The 16,931-nt window shown below is 63.6% G+C and carries 11 protein-coding genes and 1 pseudogene; 3 read left to right on the forward strand and 9 right to left on the reverse strand.

Features of this window, described 5'->3' with window-relative positions:
* Positions 1-25 precede the first annotated feature (25 nt).
* Positions 26-856 carry an MlaD family protein gene (locus tag GA0061098_RS28280; RefSeq protein ID WP_091964388.1) on the forward strand — a complete coding sequence of 277 codons (831 nt, stop codon included), beginning with the start codon at positions 26-28 and terminating at the stop codon, positions 854-856.
* Between the two features lie 40 nt (positions 857-896).
* On the opposite strand, the pseudogene GA0061098_RS28285 reads toward GA0061098_RS28280, so the two are convergent.
* The 9 genes and pseudogenes from GA0061098_RS28285 to urtA form a co-directional block, all read right to left on the reverse strand.
* A pseudogene (locus GA0061098_RS28285) lies at positions 897-3,888 on the reverse strand (autotransporter outer membrane beta-barrel domain-containing protein).
* A 322-nt stretch (positions 3,889-4,210) separates the two neighbouring features.
* Positions 4,211-5,251, reverse strand: coding sequence for an aliphatic amidase (locus GA0061098_RS28290; RefSeq protein WP_091964391.1), 1,041 nt, complete (start codon positions 5,249-5,251; stop codon positions 4,211-4,213).
* A 43-nt stretch (positions 5,252-5,294) separates the two neighbouring features.
* Entirely contained in the window at positions 5,295-5,672 is a 378-nt protein-coding gene (locus GA0061098_RS28295) for an FmdB family zinc ribbon protein (RefSeq protein WP_091964394.1), read from the reverse strand.
* A gap of 111 nt (positions 5,673-5,783) precedes the next feature.
* The gene (gene fmdA, locus GA0061098_RS28300) at positions 5,784-7,013 is read right to left on the reverse strand and encodes a formamidase (protein ID WP_018316778.1); all 1,230 of its coding nucleotides are present in this window, start codon (positions 7,011-7,013) and stop codon (positions 5,784-5,786) included.
* Positions 7,014-7,040: 27 nt separating this feature from the next.
* Complete coding sequence (gene urtE / locus GA0061098_RS28305; RefSeq protein WP_018316777.1) at positions 7,041-7,730, reverse strand: urea ABC transporter ATP-binding subunit UrtE; 690 nt, start codon at positions 7,728-7,730, stop codon at positions 7,041-7,043.
* A 227-nt stretch (positions 7,731-7,957) separates the two neighbouring features.
* Positions 7,958-8,713, reverse strand: a complete 756-nt coding sequence (urtD, locus tag GA0061098_RS28310; RefSeq protein WP_091964397.1) for an urea ABC transporter ATP-binding protein UrtD — start codon at positions 8,711-8,713, stop codon at positions 7,958-7,960.
* Positions 8,714-8,777: 64 nt separating this feature from the next.
* Positions 8,778-9,917: an urea ABC transporter permease subunit UrtC gene (gene urtC, locus GA0061098_RS28315; protein ID WP_028139660.1), complete on the reverse strand. Its 1,140-nt coding sequence runs from the start codon at positions 9,915-9,917 to the stop codon at positions 8,778-8,780.
* A gap of 17 nt (positions 9,918-9,934) precedes the next feature.
* Positions 9,935-10,861 carry an urea ABC transporter permease subunit UrtB gene (urtB, locus tag GA0061098_RS28320; protein ID WP_091964400.1) on the reverse strand — a complete coding sequence of 309 codons (927 nt, stop codon included), beginning with the start codon at positions 10,859-10,861 and terminating at the stop codon, positions 9,935-9,937.
* 130 nt (positions 10,862-10,991) lie between these two features.
* On the reverse strand, positions 10,992-12,251 hold the full coding sequence (urtA, locus tag GA0061098_RS28325; protein ID WP_091964403.1) for an urea ABC transporter substrate-binding protein: 1,260 nt from the start codon (positions 12,249-12,251) through the stop codon (positions 10,992-10,994).
* 171 nt (positions 12,252-12,422) lie between these two features.
* Here urtA and GA0061098_RS28330 point away from each other — a divergent pair, with 171 nt between their 5' ends.
* Entirely contained in the window at positions 12,423-15,794 is a 3,372-nt protein-coding gene (locus GA0061098_RS28330) for a hybrid sensor histidine kinase/response regulator (protein ID WP_091964406.1), read from the forward strand.
* The gene (locus tag GA0061098_RS28335) at positions 15,778-16,704 is read left to right on the forward strand and encodes a response regulator (protein ID WP_165637657.1); all 927 of its coding nucleotides are present in this window, start codon (positions 15,778-15,780) and stop codon (positions 16,702-16,704) included. The genes GA0061098_RS28330 and GA0061098_RS28335 overlap by 17 nt, the downstream gene beginning before the upstream one ends.
* Positions 16,705-16,931: the final 227 nt, after the last annotated feature.

A 16,931-nucleotide genomic window follows, 5' to 3' on the forward strand; every position in this document is an offset into this window, starting at 1 on the left:
CCCGCTTTGGCCGTAGAATCGCCTGATGGCACGCGCGAGTAATCTGGTGATCGGAACGGCAACGCTGACGGTGATTGCCGTGGCGTTCGGCGGCCTGCTCGGCGTGCAGAAATGGCGCACCATCCAGAGCCGCAGCCAGTTGCGCGTGGTGTTCGAGGGCGGCTCCGCCAGCGGACTGCGCCGCGGCGGCCCGGTCAATTTCGACGGCGTGCCCGCGGGCCAGATCCTGTCGATCAAGCTGGATAATCCACGCAAGATCGTGGCGCTGGTGATGCTCGACAACACCGCGCCGATCCGCAAGGACACCGTGGCGGGCATCGAGTTCCAGGGCCTCACCGGCGTTGCCGCGATCTCGCTGATCGGGGGCGCGCCCTCTGCGCCGCCGGTGCCGCTGGACTCGGACGGCGTCCCCGTGCTGACCGCCGATCTCAGCGACGCCGAATCCATCGTCGACACCCTGCACAGTGTCGACCGCACCATCGTCAGCAACGCCCCCGCGATCAAGGAGGGCCTGCGCACGTTCGAGGACTACACCGCCGACCTCCGGAGCAAGGGTGGCGAAATCGACTCCGTCATGGCCAAGGTCGACACCGCCTTCGCGGGCTTTGACAAGGCAGTCACGAAGATCGAGGGCGTGGTGCCCGGCTTCGTCGACGGCAAGGCCGACGAGCTGTTCGAGAAGATACAGGGGCTGCACGAGCTCGCCGACACCATGAGAAAGAAATCGGCCGGCTACCTCGAGGACATCCGTCGCTCGCTGCTCGACGTCAGCGAGGCCGCCAACAAGATGAGCGGGACGCCGGCCCCCGCTGCCGCCCCGCGCCCGCCGCGCAAGCCGCCGCAGAAGAAGCAGTGACGCCTCCCCTATCCTCCCTCTCAAGGGAGGCGACCATGCCTCACCACGCGTAGCGCACGACGCCCTTGCCGGCGTAGGAGCGGGTGAGGTTCGAGAACTCTCCCTCGAACGTCGCCGATGCAGACCAGCCGTTCATCCAGTTCATCTGCGCTGATGCCGTGGTCAGCGCCGAATCGCGCGCCTGGGCGGCACCGTTCACGACGAACGCCGATCCCGGCAGGGTCTGGAACACCGCGCCCACAGTGCGGTCCGGATTGTAGTCATGCGCCCAGGCGAGGCGGCCGCGCAGGGTCATGAGACCACCGGTCGCGGCAAACGATCTGTCCGCGCGCAGGCCGAGCTCGGTGCGGGTGCTGGTCACGTCCTTGGCGGCATAGTTGAGTGCGAAGACGTTGCTGCCGACCACGGCAGCCTCTGCATAGGTCGGAAGGCTGAACAAGGTGGCCTGGAGCGCGGCATAGGGCGTGACGCCGGCCCACTGCATGGCATAGCGATAGCCGCCCTCGATGCGGCCCGAGATCGCGTTGGCGTTGAACTGCGCCCGCAACTGGTCGTAACCGGCAGCCGTCACGACGCGGTTGGTCGTGACGTCCTGCCAGCCATAGGCGAGCGCCGCCGTGATGTAGGCAGGTCCCGCCGTATGACGCACGAAGGCACCGGCCTGGAATAGATCGGAGCGGCCCCAGCCGAGCCCGTTGACGTTGAAAGCGGTCCCACCGCCTGCGAGTGCAAAGCCCGCAATCGTCGACGGCGAGAAGCGGTAATCGAGGCCCATGGCAGTGCCGTATATACTGCTCCTCGTGTTGTTCGAGCCGAGGCCGGCATTGCCGTCCGTGGTCTGCGAGCCGCCATAGCCGGCCGTCCACACATCCCAGCGCTGCTCGAAGGTTGCCGCCGGTGCCTTGCGGTAAATCGAGGCGAAGGCGTCGCGCGCGCTCTTTTCGCGCGCATTCGCGTCCGCGGCAAATGGCGACGCGCCAGGCGCGCCGCTACGTCCTGAGCTGAAGACGTCGGTCAACAGGCTCATGAACAGGTTCATCGCATTGAACGTCGTCTGCTGCGATCCCGTTTGCGGATTCACCCGAGGCCTGCGTCAGGCCCCCGGGACCAAGACCCGCGAGTTCGGCCTGCAGGAAGCCGTTGGTGTTGAAGAAGTTCTGTAGGGTCGTCGCGACGTTCTGCTGGTTGACGTTGAGCGCGTATTTCGCGCCGTAGTTCAGCGTGAAATCGAGGAAGACCTCGTTCGACCCGACGGTCGTCGTGCCGATGAGGCCACCCGGCGCGGCAACGCCCGAAAAATTCCCGACGGAGGTGCCGAAGAAGTTCATGATCGAATAGTGCTTCATCACCGCGGCGCCCGGATACAGCGCGACGCCGACGGTGCCGTCCAGCGCGACATTGCCGGTGACGAGCGCGTGGCTCGTGCTGGATCCGCTACCGACCTGCACCACATAGACCGAGCCGGACTGAAGCGTGAGACCGCCCTGAACCTGCATGCTCGAGCCCGGGCCGCCGTCGCCGGGCGCATAGATGCCGCCGTTGGCGATGAGGGTATTGCCAACGATTCCGGCGCCGAACAACGCACCACCTGCATTCACGGTGGTCAGGCTCGACTGCGAGATGTCACCATCGACCCGCAGGATGCCGCCGTTCACCGTGGTCGTGCCGGTGTAGGTATTCGCGCCCGAGAGGATCAACGTGCCGCTGCCGACCTTTTCCAGCGAGCCGGGGCCGGCGGGACCGCAACCGCAGGTATCACCGATGACGCCGCTGACCTCGGTCGAGAGGTTGTTACCGCCGACGACGAGGGTATTGCCGCCGCCGATGTAGTAGAAGCCGCTGCCTTCGATCGATCCTGCGGTGATGCGACCATCGCCGGCCGGACCGGCGCCTCCACCGAAATCGACGACGCCGGTCCCGGTGGTGATGAAGCGTGCGTTGCCGCCGGTGGAGTTGTCGAAGAATTCGGTCCTGCCGCCGTCCTTGGTGATGATCGTGGCATTGCCGGCCGTGGTGAACGCGCCGAAATCGGTGAGACCATCCGCTTCATTGATGATGGTTGCATTGCCGGCGGTCGCCGTGTCGGAGCCGGCGAACGTCCCGAACACGGTCCCGCCAAAATCCTTGTTCACGATCGTCGCCGAGCCCGCCGAAGATTGTTCGATGAATATCGTGCCGCCGCCATTCTGGTTGGTGATGTTGGCCGCGCCTGCATTAGTCCGTCCGAAGAAGCCGATCAGGCCGCTGTCATTGATGATGGTGGCCCGACCGGCCGTCGCGGTGTCGGCTCCACCCCTGAGCGGATCGCCGAAATACACCTGGCCGTTGTTGGTGATCACGATCGAGCTGGCGGAGCTCGCGTTGAGGAACATCGTCGTGCCGGAGAAGGCGTTCAGGATGGACGTGATTCCCGACGTGTCGGCATTGACGATGCTGAAGAGGCCCTCGTTGGTGACGGCGCCGACCATGCTCGCGGTGTGGGTCGCGTCACCGAGCTGCAGGGATCCGCAATTGCAGATGAAGGTGCCGCCGGTATAGGTGTTCGCGCCGAGCAGCGCCAGGGTACCTGGTCCCTGAACATTGATGCCGTCGCTGCCGACGATGCGGGAAGCGATCACGGCCGAGGGATCGCTGGTGCCGGTCAGATCGTTGGTGACGAATGTGGTGCCGCCCGCAGCCAGCCTGAGGTCGCCGCCCTGGATGGTATAGAGCGAGCCGTCGGCGGTGAGGTCGAAGCCCACGAGGCTGGTGAGCTGCACGCCGCCAGGCGTAACCGTCACCGTGCCGCCCGTCGCCGGCGTCGAGGGAGCGCTGCTTCCGAACAGCGTGCCGGCTGACGCGGGATCATAGGCCGTGCTGGTCGCTCCAAAGAAGTCGGTCCAGTTGGTCGTCGTGTTGTCCCAGACGCCGCCCCCGCCGTTGACGATGCCGTTCGGCGTTGTCTGTGATCCGTTGAAGACCTGCTGGGCCCCGACGGGGCTCGCCATAGCGATTGCGAACGAGACGAAGCCGGCCCCGAATGCCACGCGCATTGCCGCGGCACTCCGGCGCGGGCAACTCCCCCCGCTCGATCGCAACCAAGCCCCCACGCTCGTTCCTCACCCCGCGGCGCTCCCCAACGGCGCCGCGGGGAACTTAGGCGAAGAGGATGGGCGGTAGAACTACGGGGCATCGAGAATCTGCCAACGGGACCCCCAATTCGGGCAGATTCAACAGTCCATGTTGTAACCGCGCCACGGTTTTGCCGGGCGCCATTCCCATTCCGCGCACATACGGACGCATGAGAACGTCCACATTTGTGGACGGCCATTCACATCAGTGGTTGACCGTCCAACTCATGGTGCCGGCAAGGGCTCAGTAATTGCTCGGAGACGACCCATTCGGGATGCCGTCAATCGGACATTCGTCCGTGCCGGGGGTCGAGCGGGTCATCGCCTCGACCATGTCCCTCGTGCCTTCGGGATCGGCGATCCAGTTCTTGTAGAAATCATACGGGCACGCCGCGACGCCGCGCGGGCTTTCCCCGGAGTTGATCATGCCGGTGTAGCCGCGGTGGACCAGCTTGTAGAGATGGTTCTGCGACTGGCCGTTGCGGCGCGCATCGCGGATCAGATGTTTCGACAGCTGGGCGTACTGGATGCCGTAATCCTCCTCGCCGCATTCGCCGAGCGTACGGCCGTCGAAGCCAATGATCGCGGAGTGGCCGAAATAGGAATAGACGCCGTCGAAACCGGCGGCATTGGCGACGGCGACATAGACGTTGTTGGCCCACGCCATGGCCTTCGAGATCAGAACCTGCTGCTCCTTGGCCGGATACATGTAGCCCTGGCAGCGCACGATCAGCTCGGCGCCCTTCATGGCGCAGTCGCGCCAGATCTCCGGAAAGTTGCCGTCGTCACAGATGATCAGGCTGACCTTCATCCCCTTCGGGCCGTCGGAGACATAGGTGCAATTGCCGGGATACCAGCCTTCGATCGGCACCCATGGCATGATCTTGCGGTACTTCTGCACGATCTCGCCCTTGTCGTTCATCAGGATCAAGGTGTTGTAGGGCGCCTTGTGCGGATGCTCCTCATGGCGCTCGCCGGTCAGCGAGAACACGCCCCACACCTTGGCCTTGCGGCAGGCCTCGGCGAAGATCGCGGTCTCTTCACCCGGCACCGCGCATGCCGTCTCGTACATCTCCTTGGAGTCGTACATGATGCCTTGCGTGGAATATTCGGGGAAGATCACGAGGTCCATGCCGGGCAGGCCGACCTTCATGCCCACCACCATGTCGGCGATCTTGCGGGCATTGTCGAGCACCTCGGCTTTGGTGTGCAGACGGGGCATCTTGTAATTGACCACTGCAACGCCGACGGTGTCGTTGCTGCTGGAAATGTCGCCGTGAAGCATTTGAGCGCTCCTGTCGTTTATTGGTTTAAGGTCATCGCGGGCGTTAGTGGCTGATCATCCAGGGCCGCGCCGTGGGAAAACCCTTGGCGCCGCCTTTGGTCTTGGTCACCAGCCGCGCCGGCTTCTTGCTGTCTGGCGCGCTCTTGTCCTTCACGGTCTTGCCAGACGAGCAGCAGCCGCAGCCGGGACCGTGCGAGGCCTTGTATTGCGCCAGCGTCTGCGGCGCGTGGGTGCTGCGCTCGTTGACGGCATGCGCCTTGCGCTTCTCGGCCGGCATGCAGAAGAAATTCGGCGCGGTCAGGATCACGCGCGGCGCCGACGTCTCGCAGCGCGGGCAGCTTTGCGGATCGTCGCACTCGGCCATCGGGCGCAGATCCGTAAAAGGTCCGCAGTCGTCACAGAGATATTCGTAGACCGGCATCGCATCACCTAAGCTCTTGCCTGTTCATACAACTCGCTGCCACCATTCGTGTGGAGACAGCCGCTCACCCCAACCCTCTCCCCGTAAGAACGGGAAGAGGGAGCGCACCGGCTACTTGTCCGGCGAGATCGGCATCTGGATATCGCCGGTGATGTGCTTGATGGGACCTGCCGCCGACGGCATCACGTCGAAGTCGAAGATCTCGGTCGGCAGCCACAGCGTGGCGCAGGCATTGGGTACGTCGACCACACCGGAGATGTGGCCCTGACACGGCGCCGTGCCGAGGATCGAATAGGCCTGGGCGCCGGAATAGCCGAACTTCTTCAGGTACTCGATCGCATTGAGGCAGGCCTGGCGATAAGCGATGTGGACGTCGAGATAATGCTGCTTGCCGGCCTCGTCGACCGAGATGCCCTCGAAGATCAGATAGTCCTTGTAGTTCGGCGTGATCGGCGACGGCTTGAAAATCGGGTTCTTGATGCCGTATTTCGACATGCCGTCCTTGATCACTTCGACCTTCAGATGCAGCCAGCCGGCCATCTCGATGGCGCCGCAGAAGGTGATCTCGCCGTCACCCTGGCTGAAGTGCAGATCGCCCATCGAAAGACCCGCACCCGGCACATAGACCGGGAAGTAGATCTTCGAGCCGCGGGAGAGATCCTTGATGTCGCAATTGCCGCCATGCTCGCGCGGCGGCACCGTGCGCGCCCCCTCCGCGCCGATCTTGGCCTTGACGTCGCCCTTGGCGCGGCCGCCATGGGCGGTCGCCGCGAACGGCGGATTGGCAAGGCCGGGCACGCGGGTCGGATTGGTCGAGATCAACTCGGCCTCGCGCTTGTTCCAGGTCTCCAGCATCTTCGGATCGGGCAGACAGCCGATCAGGCCGGGATGGATCAGGCCGGCGAAGTTGACGCCGGGCACGTGGCGTGACGACGTATAGAGGCCCTTGATGTCCCAGATCGACTTCTGCGCCAGCGGGAAGTGGTCGGTGAGGAAGCCGCCGCCATTCTGCTTGGAGAAGAAGCCGTTGAAGCCCCACAGGCTCTCTTTCATTGGACCGACGTCGAGCAGGTCGACGACAAGGAGGTCGCCGGGCTCAGCGCCCTTGACGCCGATCGGGCCGGACAGGAAGTGCACGATCGACAGGTCGATGTCGCGCACGTCATCGGCGGAATCGTTGTTCTTGATGAAGCCACCGGTCCAGTCATAGGTCTCGATGATGAAATCGTCGCCGGGATTGACCCAGGCCACGATCGGGATGTCGGGGTGCCAGCGGTTGTGCACCATGTCATTTTCGTAAGCCGACTTGGTGAGATCGACCTTGATCAGTGTCTCTGGCATCGAGATGCTCCCCTTTTACATGGTTGGTTAGACGGACAGATATTTCGAGACCTGTGCGGCATCGACGGCATCGCGCGGATCGTCGCGAACGATCTCGCCGTTCTCGATCACCAGCACGCGGTCGGCGATATCGAGCGCGAAGCTCAGGACCTGCTCGGACACGACGATCGAGAGCCCCTTCTCGTCGCGGATCCGCTTTAGCGTTCGCGCCATCTCCTTGATGATGGAGGGCTGGATGCCTTCGGTCGGCTCATCCAGCAGCAACACCTTCGGTTTGGTTGCGAGCGCACGCGCAATGGCGAGCTGCTGTTGCTGGCCGCCGGAGAGATTGCCGCCGCGGCGGCCCTTCATCTCGAGAAGGACCGGGAACAATTCATAGATGTCGCCGGGCACCTCGGATTCGCCCGCGACGACGAGGCCGGTCTCGATGTTCTCCTTCACCGTCATGGTGGAGAAGATCATGCGGCCCTGCGGCACATAGGCGAGACCCTTGGCGACGCGCTCGTAGCTCTTGAGGTTACCGAGCTCGGCACCGTCCATGGTCACCGAGCCGCTCCTGGCCGGCAGGATGCCCATCAGCGACTTCATCAGCGTGGTCTTGCCCATGCCGTTGCGGCCCATGATCGCCACGATCTCGTTGGGCGCGACCTTGACGTTGAGCCCGTGCAGCACCTCGCTCTGGCCGTAGGCGACGTGAAGATCGGAAATTGCCAGCATCAGCGTGCTCCTAGACTCGGTATGCCTTCCTTCTCCCCTTGTGGGAGAAGGTGGCGCGGACGAAGTCCGCGACGGATGAGGGGTTTGCATCCGCGGATGCGACAGGCAGTTCGACGCGCGGAGAGAGACCCCTCACCCGGATCGCATCTGACGATGCGATCCGACCTCTCCCACAAGGGGAGAGGTGCACCGTCAATGCCGCTGCGGACTCGCTGGCTCTCACCACGTCAGTGCCCCAGATAGACTTCGATGACCTTGGGATCGTTCTTGACCTTCTCCATGGTCCCTTCGGAGAGGATCTGGCCCTGATGCAGCACGGTCACCTTGTGGGCGATGTCCTCGACGAACTTCATGTCGTGCTCGATCACCAGCACCGAACGGTTCTTGATGATACGGTTGAGCAGCTCGGCGGTCTTGGCGCGCTCGGACACGCTCATTCCGGCGACGGGCTCGTCCAGCATCAACAGATCGGGATCCTGGATCAGCAGCATGCCGATCTCGAGCCATTGCTTCTGGCCGTGGCTGAGCTCGTCGGCATAGGTGTTGAGCTTGTCCTTGAGGAAGATCATCTCCGCCACCTCCTCAACCCGATCCTTCACGAGCTGGTCGCGCTGAAAGGTCAATGAGCCGAACACGGTGCGGCCGCGCGGGAACGAGATCTCGAGGTTCTCGAACACGGTGAGATCCTCGAACACCGATGGCGTCTGGAATTTGCGTCCGACGCCGGTCTGCACGATCTCGTTTTCCTTCATCTTCGTGAGCTCCTTGCCACGAAACTGGATCGAGCCCGAGGTCGCCTTGGTCTTGCCGCAGATCAGGTCGAGCACAGTGGTCTTGCCGGCGCCGTTGGGACCGATGATGACGCGGATCTCGTTCTCCTCGACGTAGAAGGAGAGATCATTGACCGCCTTGAACCCGTCGAACGAGACGGTCAATCCCGAGACAGCGAGCAGGAATTCCTTGGGCTGATGACCGACGAGCATGATCTACCTCCTCACTGCCAGCGTGGCATCGGCATCGTGATGACCGACGAGCATGATGGTCTCCTCACTCTGCCGGTGCGCCGTCGGCGACCGAATTGTCGTTCCAGCCCGGCTTCCGCTTGCGCGAGGCGAACAGCCGATCAATTCGCGGCTGCACGTAATCGGCCCAGAGCCCGGACAGACCGTTCGGGAAGGCGAGCACGACGGCGATGAACAGCGCGCCGAGGCCGAACAGCCAGAGTTGCGGGAAGGACTCCGACAGACTGGTCTTGGCGAAATTCACCAGGATAGCGCCCCATATCGCGCCGAAGATCGACATGCGCCCGCCGACCGCGGTGTAGATCACCATCTCGATCGACGGCACGATGCCGACAAAGGACGGCGACATGAAACCGACATTGAGCGCGAACATGGCGCCGCCGATCGCGGCGAAGACCGCGGCCATGCAGAAGGCAAAGATCTTGAAGTTGGCGACGCTGTAGCCGGAGAAGCGGACGCGATCCTCCTGTTCCCGCATCGCCACCAGGATGCGGCCGAGCTTGGTCAGGCGGATGAACTGCGCGATGCCGATGCAGGCGAACAGCAGCACCACCTCGACGAAGTACAGGATGACCTTGGCGTGGTCGGGCCGGATGTCCCAGCCCTTGAGGGTACGCAGATCGGTCATGCCGTTGATGCCGCCGGTATAGCCCTGCTGCCCGACGATCAGGATGGTCAGGATGGCGGCGACGGCCTGGGTGATGATCGCGAAATAGGTGCCGCCGACGCGGCGCTTGAACATCGCGGTGCCGATGATCAGGGCGAACAGGCCGGGGACCAGGATGATGGCGAGGATGGTGAAGGTGAGGCTGTGGAACGGCTGCCAGAACAACGGCAGCGACGTGATCTGATTCCAGTCCATGAAATCGGGGATGCCGGGCGTCGACTGGATCTTGGTGTTCTCGACGCTGGACGCCTCGAGCTTGAGAAACATCGCCATGCAATAGCCGCCGAGGCCGAAGAACACGCCCTGCCCCAGGCTCAGGATGCCGCCATAGCCCCAGCACAGCACGAGGCCGAGGGCGACAAAGGCGTAGGTGAGGTATTTCGCGACCAGGTTGAGGCGGAACACATCCAGCGACAGCGGCAGGATCACGAACAGCACGGCGGCCAGAACGATGAAGCCGATGAGCTCGGACCGATTGAAGAAGCGTGAGTTGATCATGACTTGCCTGCTTCTCGTTACTTGCGGACTTTGAGGGCGAAGAGACCCTGCGGCCGCAGCATCAGGATGCCAACGACAGCGAGCAGCGTCAGGACCTTGGCCATCGAGCCCGACATGAAGAATTCGAGCGTCGATTGCGTCTGCGAGATCGAGAACGCGGAGGCGATGGTGCCGAGTAGGCTCGCGGCGCCGCCGAACACGACGACCAGGAACGTGTCCACGATGTAGAGCTGTCCGGAGGTCGGCCCGGTCGAGCCGATCATGGTGAAGGCACTTCCGGCGATCCCGGCGATGCCGCAACCGAGCCCGAACGTGTAGCGGTCGACCTTCTCGGTATTGATGCCGACCGCGCCGGCCATGATGCGGTTCTGCACCACCGCACGGACTTGGCGGCCCCAGCGCGACATGTACATGACGTAGGCGACCGAGAGAGTGATCAGCACGGTGAGACACATCACGAAGACACCGTTGATCGGCACTTCGATGCTGTCGGTGACGTGCAGCGAGCCCAGCATCCATTGCGGCAACTCGACGCCGACCTCACGCGCGCCGAACACGGAGCGATAGGCCTGCTGCAGCATCAGGCTGAGGCCCCAGGTGGCAAGCAGCGTATCCAGCGGGCGCTTGTAGAGATGCCGTATCAGCACCCACTCCACCAGCATCCCCAATGCGCCGGACGCGACAAAGGCCAGGATCATCGCAAGGAAGAAATAGCCGCTGAACAAGCCCGGCAAATATGACTGGAAGACATTCGAGGTCATCCAGGTGACGTAGGCACCGAGGATCATGAACTCGCCATGGGCCATGTTGATGACGCCCATCTGGCCGAAGATGATGGCAAGCCCAAGCGCCATCAGGACGTAGACCGAGAACAGGATCAGTCCGGCAAAGCCCTGCATGACGAAGATGGATCCGAGATCACCAATCGAGTAGTCGCCGAACATCGATGTCCTCCGTCGGGGATAAGGGTCCCGCGTCGCGAGCAGGTTCGCGACGCGGGGGTCTTGGGCGTGGATTTGCTGTCCACGCCAGGGAGCGGTTGGACTTGAGGAAAAGCGCGACGGGCGCCGCGGCTTACTGGTAGCCCTTCGGGAACGGATCGGGCTCAACGAGATCGGCGGTCTCGTAGATCAGCTCGAACTGGCCATCGAGCTTGGCGCGTCCCACCCGGGTCTTCGACCAGAGGTGATGATTCTCGTGGATGCGCACATAGCCTTCCGGCGCGCCCTTGAACTCGACGCCGGGCGAAGCCGCTGCGATCTTGTCGACGTCGAAGGAACCCGCCTTCTCCACCGTCAACTTCCACAGCCACGGGCCGAGATAGGCAGCCTGGGTGACGTCTCCAATCACCGTCTTCTCGCCCCACGCCTTCTTGAACGCCGGCACGAAGGTTTTGTTGTTCGGATTGTCGAGCGACTGGAAGTACTTCATGCAGGCATAGGCACCCGCGATGTTCTCGCCGCCGATGCCGTCGATCTCGTCTTCGGTCACCGAGATCGTCAGCAGCGCCTGCTTGGAGAGGTCGATGCCGGCGGCCTTGAGCTGCTTGTAGAAGGCGACGTTCGAGCCGCCCACGACGTCGGTGAAGATCACGTCGGGCTTGGTCAGCTTGATCTTGTTGATGACCGAGTTGAACTGGGTGTTGCCGAGCGGATAGTACTCCTCGCCGACCACCTTGCCCTTCAGCACGTTCTCGACGTGCTTGCGCGCGATCTTGTTCGAGGTGCGCGGCCAGATGTAGTCGGAGCCGATGAAGAAGAACGACTTCGCGCCCTTTTCCTTGGCGATCCAGTTCAGGCCGGCGAGAATCTGCTGGGTCGCCTCCTGGCCGGTGTAGATGACGTTCTTGGACTGCTCGAGGCCTTCGTAGAAGGTCGGGTAGTAGAGCATGCCGTTATACTGCTCCATGACCGGCAGCACCGCCTTGCGGGAGGCCGAGGTCCAGCAGCCCATGATCGCCGCGACCTTGTCGTTGACCAGCAGCTTCTTGGCCTTTTCGGCGAAAGTCGGCCAATCGCTGGCGCCGTCCTCCTGGATGAACTTGATCTTGCGCCCGAGCACGCCGCCCATGGCATTGATCTGCTCGATGGCGAGCTTTTCGGCCTCGATCGACCCGGTCTCGGAGATGGCCATGGTGCCGGTCGCCGAATGCAGGATGCCGACCGTGACCTCGGTGTCGGTGACCGCAAGGCCGGTGGTATTGACCGCCGAGGTCGCGGGAGCCTGTGCAAAGGACGCCCGCGGCAGCATCGTGATGGCCGGCACGGCGGCCATTCCCATCAATAGTTTGCGCCGGAGCGGCGACAAAAGGCCCTTGTTTGGTTCGTCTGACATGAGCACCCCACTTTTGTTCGAGGACACGCGATTGGTGCCGGTGAGGATGGCTCGGATCTATGCAGCGCCAGCATACGCAAGATCGCGTATACTGCACCGCAAAATGCCGACGTAGGCTTTTGGTACGGAATTTGCGAGGGCTCCGGGTCCGTATCAGGAGTGGGGTAGAGCGTGGCAGGGCGGCAGCGAATAGACCGCGTCAGGCGCCAGTACAACCAATGGGTCGCCAACCAGACGCTGGAGGACTACGCGCTGCGCTTCACAGCCAAGAGCGCGCGCCGCTGGTCCGCCGCCCGGGTCGCCAACACGGCGCTGGGCGCGATCTCGTTCCTGGCGATGGAGGCGATCGGCGGCACCATCACGCTGAACTATGGCGTCACCAACGCGGCCGCCGCCATCCTCGTGGTCTCGACCATTATCTTCTGCTGTGGCGTGCCAATCGCCTATTATGCCGCCAAATGCGGCATCGACATCGACCTTCTCACGCGCGGCGCCGGCTTCGGCTACATCGGATCCACCGTCACCTCGCTGATTTACGCGTCCTTCACCTTCATCTTCTTTGCGATCGAAGCCGTGATCCTGGCGTCCGCGCTCGAGATGTGCTTCGGGATTCCGCGGCCGATCGGCTATCTCATCAGCGCCGTCGTGATCATCCCGCTGGTGGCCTACGGCATCACGCTGATCAGCCGCTTCCAATTGTGGACGCAGCCCCTGTGGATCGTGCTCCACATCATTCCGTTCGCGGCGATCGCCTGGCACAACCCGCACTCCTTCACGGAGTGGCGCAAGTTCTCAGGCGAGCACGGCGACCTCAACGGGCATTTCGACCTGCTACTGTTCGGGGTTGCGGCCTCGGTGGTGTTTTCGCTGGTGGCGCAGATCGGCGAGCAGGTCGACTTCCTGCGATTTTTGCCGCGCGACCGCCGCGCCTCCAAAGCGTCCTGGTGGGTGGCGCTGATGAGCGCAGGACCGGGCTGGATCGTGCTGGGCGCGCTGAAGCTTCTGGCGGGTTCGTTCCTCGCCTTCTTCGCGCTCAGCCACGGGGTGCCGCCCGAGGAGGCCGCGGAGCCCGCGCATATGTATCTCGAAGCGTTCCGCTATGTGCTGTCGCAGCCTGACCTCGCGCTGGCGTTGACCGGCACGTTCGTGATCCTGTCCCAGGTGAAGATCAACGTCACCAACGCCTATGCCGGCTCGATCGCCTGGTCGAACTTCTTCTCGCGCTTGACCCACAGCCATCCCGGCCGGGTCGTCTGGCTGGTCTTCAACGTCATCGTGGCGCTGCTGTTGATGGAGATCGGCGTCTACAAGGCCCTGGAGCAGACGCTGGCGCTCTATTCGAACGTCGCGATCGCCTGGGTCGGTGCGCTGGTCGCGGATCTCGTCGTCAACAAGCCGCTTGGATTGCGGCCGCAGCAGATCGAATTCAAGCGCGCGCATCTCTACGACGTCAATCCGGTCGGCGTGGGTGCGATGACGATCGCGACCATTGTTTCCATCAGCGCCTTTTACGGCCTGTTCGGGCCTACCGCGAAGGCGCTGTCAGCCTTCATAGCGCTGGCCGTCGCCTTCCTCACCGCACCGTTGATTGCCTGGGCCACGGACGGCAAATATTACATCGCGCGCAAGCCGAAGCGGAGCTGGCAGGACCTCGAGTCGATCCAGTGCTGCATCTGCGAGCACGCGTTCGAGCCGGAGGACATGGCCTCCTGCCCCGCTTACGCCGGACCGATCTGCTCCTTGTGCTGTTCGCTGGATGCCCGCTGCCACGATCTCTGCAAGCCGCACGCGCGGATCCAGGCGCAGGTATCGGAGACGCTGGGCAAGCTGCTGCCGCAGCCGATCTACGCGCGCATCAATTCGCAACTCGGCCATTATATCGGCGTGTTCGTGGTCTCCGCTGGCCTCGTCGCGCTGGTGCTGGGCCTGATCTATCTGCAGACCTCGGCGAGCGTGCATGGCGAGAATGGTCTCGTCTCCGACGTGCTCTGGAAGGTGTTCTTCTCGCTCAGCATCATCATCGGTGTGGTGGCGTGGCTGTTCGTGCTGGCACAGCAGAGCCGCCGGGCCGCCGAGGAAGAGACCCGGCGGCAAACCGCGCTGCTGATCCAGGAGATCGACGCCCACAAGCGCACCGACGCCGAGTTGCAGCGCGCCAAGGAGGTCGCCGAATCCGCCAACCTCGCCAAGAGCCGCTACGTGGTGGGCCTGAGCCACGAGCTGCGTTCACCGCTGAATGCGATCAGCGGCTATGCCCAGCTCCTGGAGCAGGACACGACGCTCAACACCAAGCCGCGCGATCAGGTCCGCGTCGTCCGCCGCAGTGCCGACCACCTCTCCGGCCTGATCGACGGCATTCTGGACATCTCCAAGATCGAGGCCGGACGGCTGTATCTGTCGCGCGACGAGGTGCGCTTCAGCGAGTTCCTCGATCAGCTGGTGGGCATGTTCCGCCTTCAGGCCGCTGCCAAGGGCATCGATTTCGTGTTCAGGCGGCCGGCGTATTTGCCGCTGGTGGTCTATGCCGATGAGAAGCGGCTGCGCCAGGTGTTGATCAATTTGCTCTCGAACGCCATCAAGTTCACCCAGACCGGTAGCGTGCAGTTCGTGGTGCACTATCGCAGCCCCGTCGCGGAGTTCGAGGTGATCGACACCGGTCCCGGCATCCAGGGCGACGATCTCGAACGCATCTTCGCGCCGTTCGAGCGCGGTGCGCTCGGCGTCTCGCAGCCACAAACCGGCACCGGGCTCGGCCTGACCATCAGCCGTCTGCTCGCCGGCGTGATGGGCGGCGATATCAAGGTCATGAGCACGGTCGGCACCGGCTCAACGTTCAAGGTCAAGATCCTGCTCTCGGAGGTCATCAATCCCCAGCGCATCGCGCCGGTGGAGGCTCCGATCTCCGGCTATCACGGCGCGCGCAAGACCATCCTCATCACCGACGACGACCCCGTGCATCGCGACCTCCTGCGCGAGGTGCTGACGCCGCTCGGCTTCATCCTGCTCAGCGCCCCCGACGGCCCCGGCTGCCTCGCATTGGCGCAGCATTGCCGGCCCGATATGTTCCTGCTCGACATCTCGATGCCCGCCATGGACGGCTGGGCCGTCGCGGAGGCCTTGCGCGCGAGCGGCCATCACCAGGCGCGCATCCTGATGGTGTCGGCCAGCGCGATCGAGGCCCACGGCGCGCCGCTGGCGCAGCCCTTCCATGACGGCTATCTGATGAAGCCGATCGACATCCCGAGGCTTCTGGAGACGATCCGCCAGCTCCTCAAGATCCAATGGCAATACGGCTCGGACGAGATCGCGGTGCCGTTCTGGCGCCCCGAAAGCGGATCGAGGCCGCCGGCGCGGCACATCGAGGCGCTGATCGGGCTCGGCAGGATCGGCTACGTCAAGGGCATCCAATTGAAGCTGGACGAGATCGGCAGCGAGCATCCGGAACACGCCGACTTCGTCGCGCAGATGCGGTCGCTGGTCGACCGCTTCGATCTCGAGCAGTACATGGCCACATTGAAGACGTTGCATGCGCATGAACATTGAGTCGAAAAAGCGCGACGTCGCGCTCGTCGTGGATGACTCTCCCGAAACGCTGCGGCTGCTCACCGACGCGCTCGACGGCGCCGGCATGACGGTGATGGTGGCGCTCGACGGCGCGGCGGCGATCCGCATCATCGACCAGATCACGCCCGACATCGTGCTGCTCGATGCCGTGATGCCCGGCATCGACGGCTTCGAGACCTGCCGTCGGCTCAAGCGCGATGCGGGTCTTGCCAATGTCCCCGTGATTTTCATGACGGGCCTCGCCGAAACCGAGCATATCGTTCGCGGGCTCGAGGCCGGTGGCGTCGATTACGTGACAAAGCCGATCGTGATCGAGGAGATGCTGGCGCGCATCCGCGTCCATCTCGGCAATGCCCGCCTGACCCAGAGCGCGCGCGCAGCGCTCGACGTCTCCGGCCGCTTCCTGTTCGCGGTCGATCGCCAGGGCGAGGTACTTTGGGCGACGCCGCAGGCGCAGAAGCTGCTGTCCGATCATCACGGCGCACAGGCCGACGACTTCGTCCTGCCGCCATCGCTGCTGCAATGGCTGGAGCAGGCCAGGGCCAAGGGCAGCTCGAAGTCGCAAGGAGCCTCTCTGCCCGACAATCCCCAGCTTCGGCTTTATTACATGGGCGAAACCGCGCCGAACGAGTTCCTGCTGCGGCTCTCCAGGGAGTCCGGCACCGCGCTGCCGCCTGAATTCACCAGCGAACTCGGTCTCACCACCCGCGAGGGCGAGGTGCTGGCCTGGCTCAGCAAGGGCAAGACCAACCGCGACATCGCGCAAATCCTGGGCCTCAGCCCGCGAACGGTCGACAAGCATCTCGAGCAGATCTACGCCAAGCTTGGCGTGGAGAACCGCACGGCGGCGGCGGCGATTGCGGCGAATACGACGCGAAGGAATTCGTAGAGTCGCGGTGTGGATGAGTTGGTACGCCGCTCACCCAACCGACGGTGTCGTCCCGGACAAGCGAAGCGCCGATCCGGGACCCATAACCACAGGAAGCAATCTTCCGCGAGTCGGCAACTCCGAGTGCCATAACCACTTCTCCCTGTGGCTATGGGTCCCGGGTTCGCTTCGCGCCCCGGGACGACAGCGGAGTGTGTGGCGATCACATCCGCCCCTCACACATGCAG

Origin of the sequence: Bradyrhizobium shewense, assembly GCF_900094605.1 — a bacterium.
In the GTDB taxonomy this organism is placed as follows: domain Bacteria; phylum Pseudomonadota; class Alphaproteobacteria; order Rhizobiales; family Xanthobacteraceae; genus Bradyrhizobium; species Bradyrhizobium shewense.

What these genes read in the sequence shown, in the direction of transcription:
- urtB (WP_091964400.1), bottom strand. Translation starts at nt 10,861, where the DNA reads ATGTTCGGCGACTACTCGATTGGTGATCTCGGATCCATCTTCGTCATG.
- urtC (WP_028139660.1), bottom strand. Translation starts at nt 9,917, where the DNA reads ATGATCAACTCACGCTTCTTCAATCGGTCCGAGCTCATCGGCTTCATC.
- urtA (WP_091964403.1), bottom strand. Translation starts at nt 12,251, where the DNA reads ATGTCAGACGAACCAAACAAGGGCCTTTTGTCGCCGCTCCGGCGCAAA.
- GA0061098_RS28280 (WP_091964388.1), top strand. Translation starts at nt 26, where the DNA reads ATGGCACGCGCGAGTAATCTGGTGATCGGAACGGCAACGCTGACGGTG.
- urtE (WP_018316777.1), bottom strand. Translation starts at nt 7,730, where the DNA reads ATGCTGGCAATTTCCGATCTTCACGTCGCCTACGGCCAGAGCGAGGTG.
- GA0061098_RS28290 (WP_091964391.1), bottom strand. Translation starts at nt 5,251, where the DNA reads ATGCTTCACGGCGACATTTCCAGCAGCAACGACACCGTCGGCGTTGCA.
- GA0061098_RS28295 (WP_091964394.1), bottom strand. Translation starts at nt 5,672, where the DNA reads ATGCCGGTCTACGAATATCTCTGTGACGACTGCGGACCTTTTACGGAT.
- urtD (WP_091964397.1), bottom strand. Translation starts at nt 8,713, where the DNA reads ATGCTCGTCGGTCATCAGCCCAAGGAATTCCTGCTCGCTGTCTCGGGA.
- GA0061098_RS28335 (WP_165637657.1), top strand. Translation starts at nt 15,778, where the DNA reads ATGCGCATGAACATTGAGTCGAAAAAGCGCGACGTCGCGCTCGTCGTG.
- fmdA (WP_018316778.1), bottom strand. Translation starts at nt 7,013, where the DNA reads ATGCCAGAGACACTGATCAAGGTCGATCTCACCAAGTCGGCTTACGAA.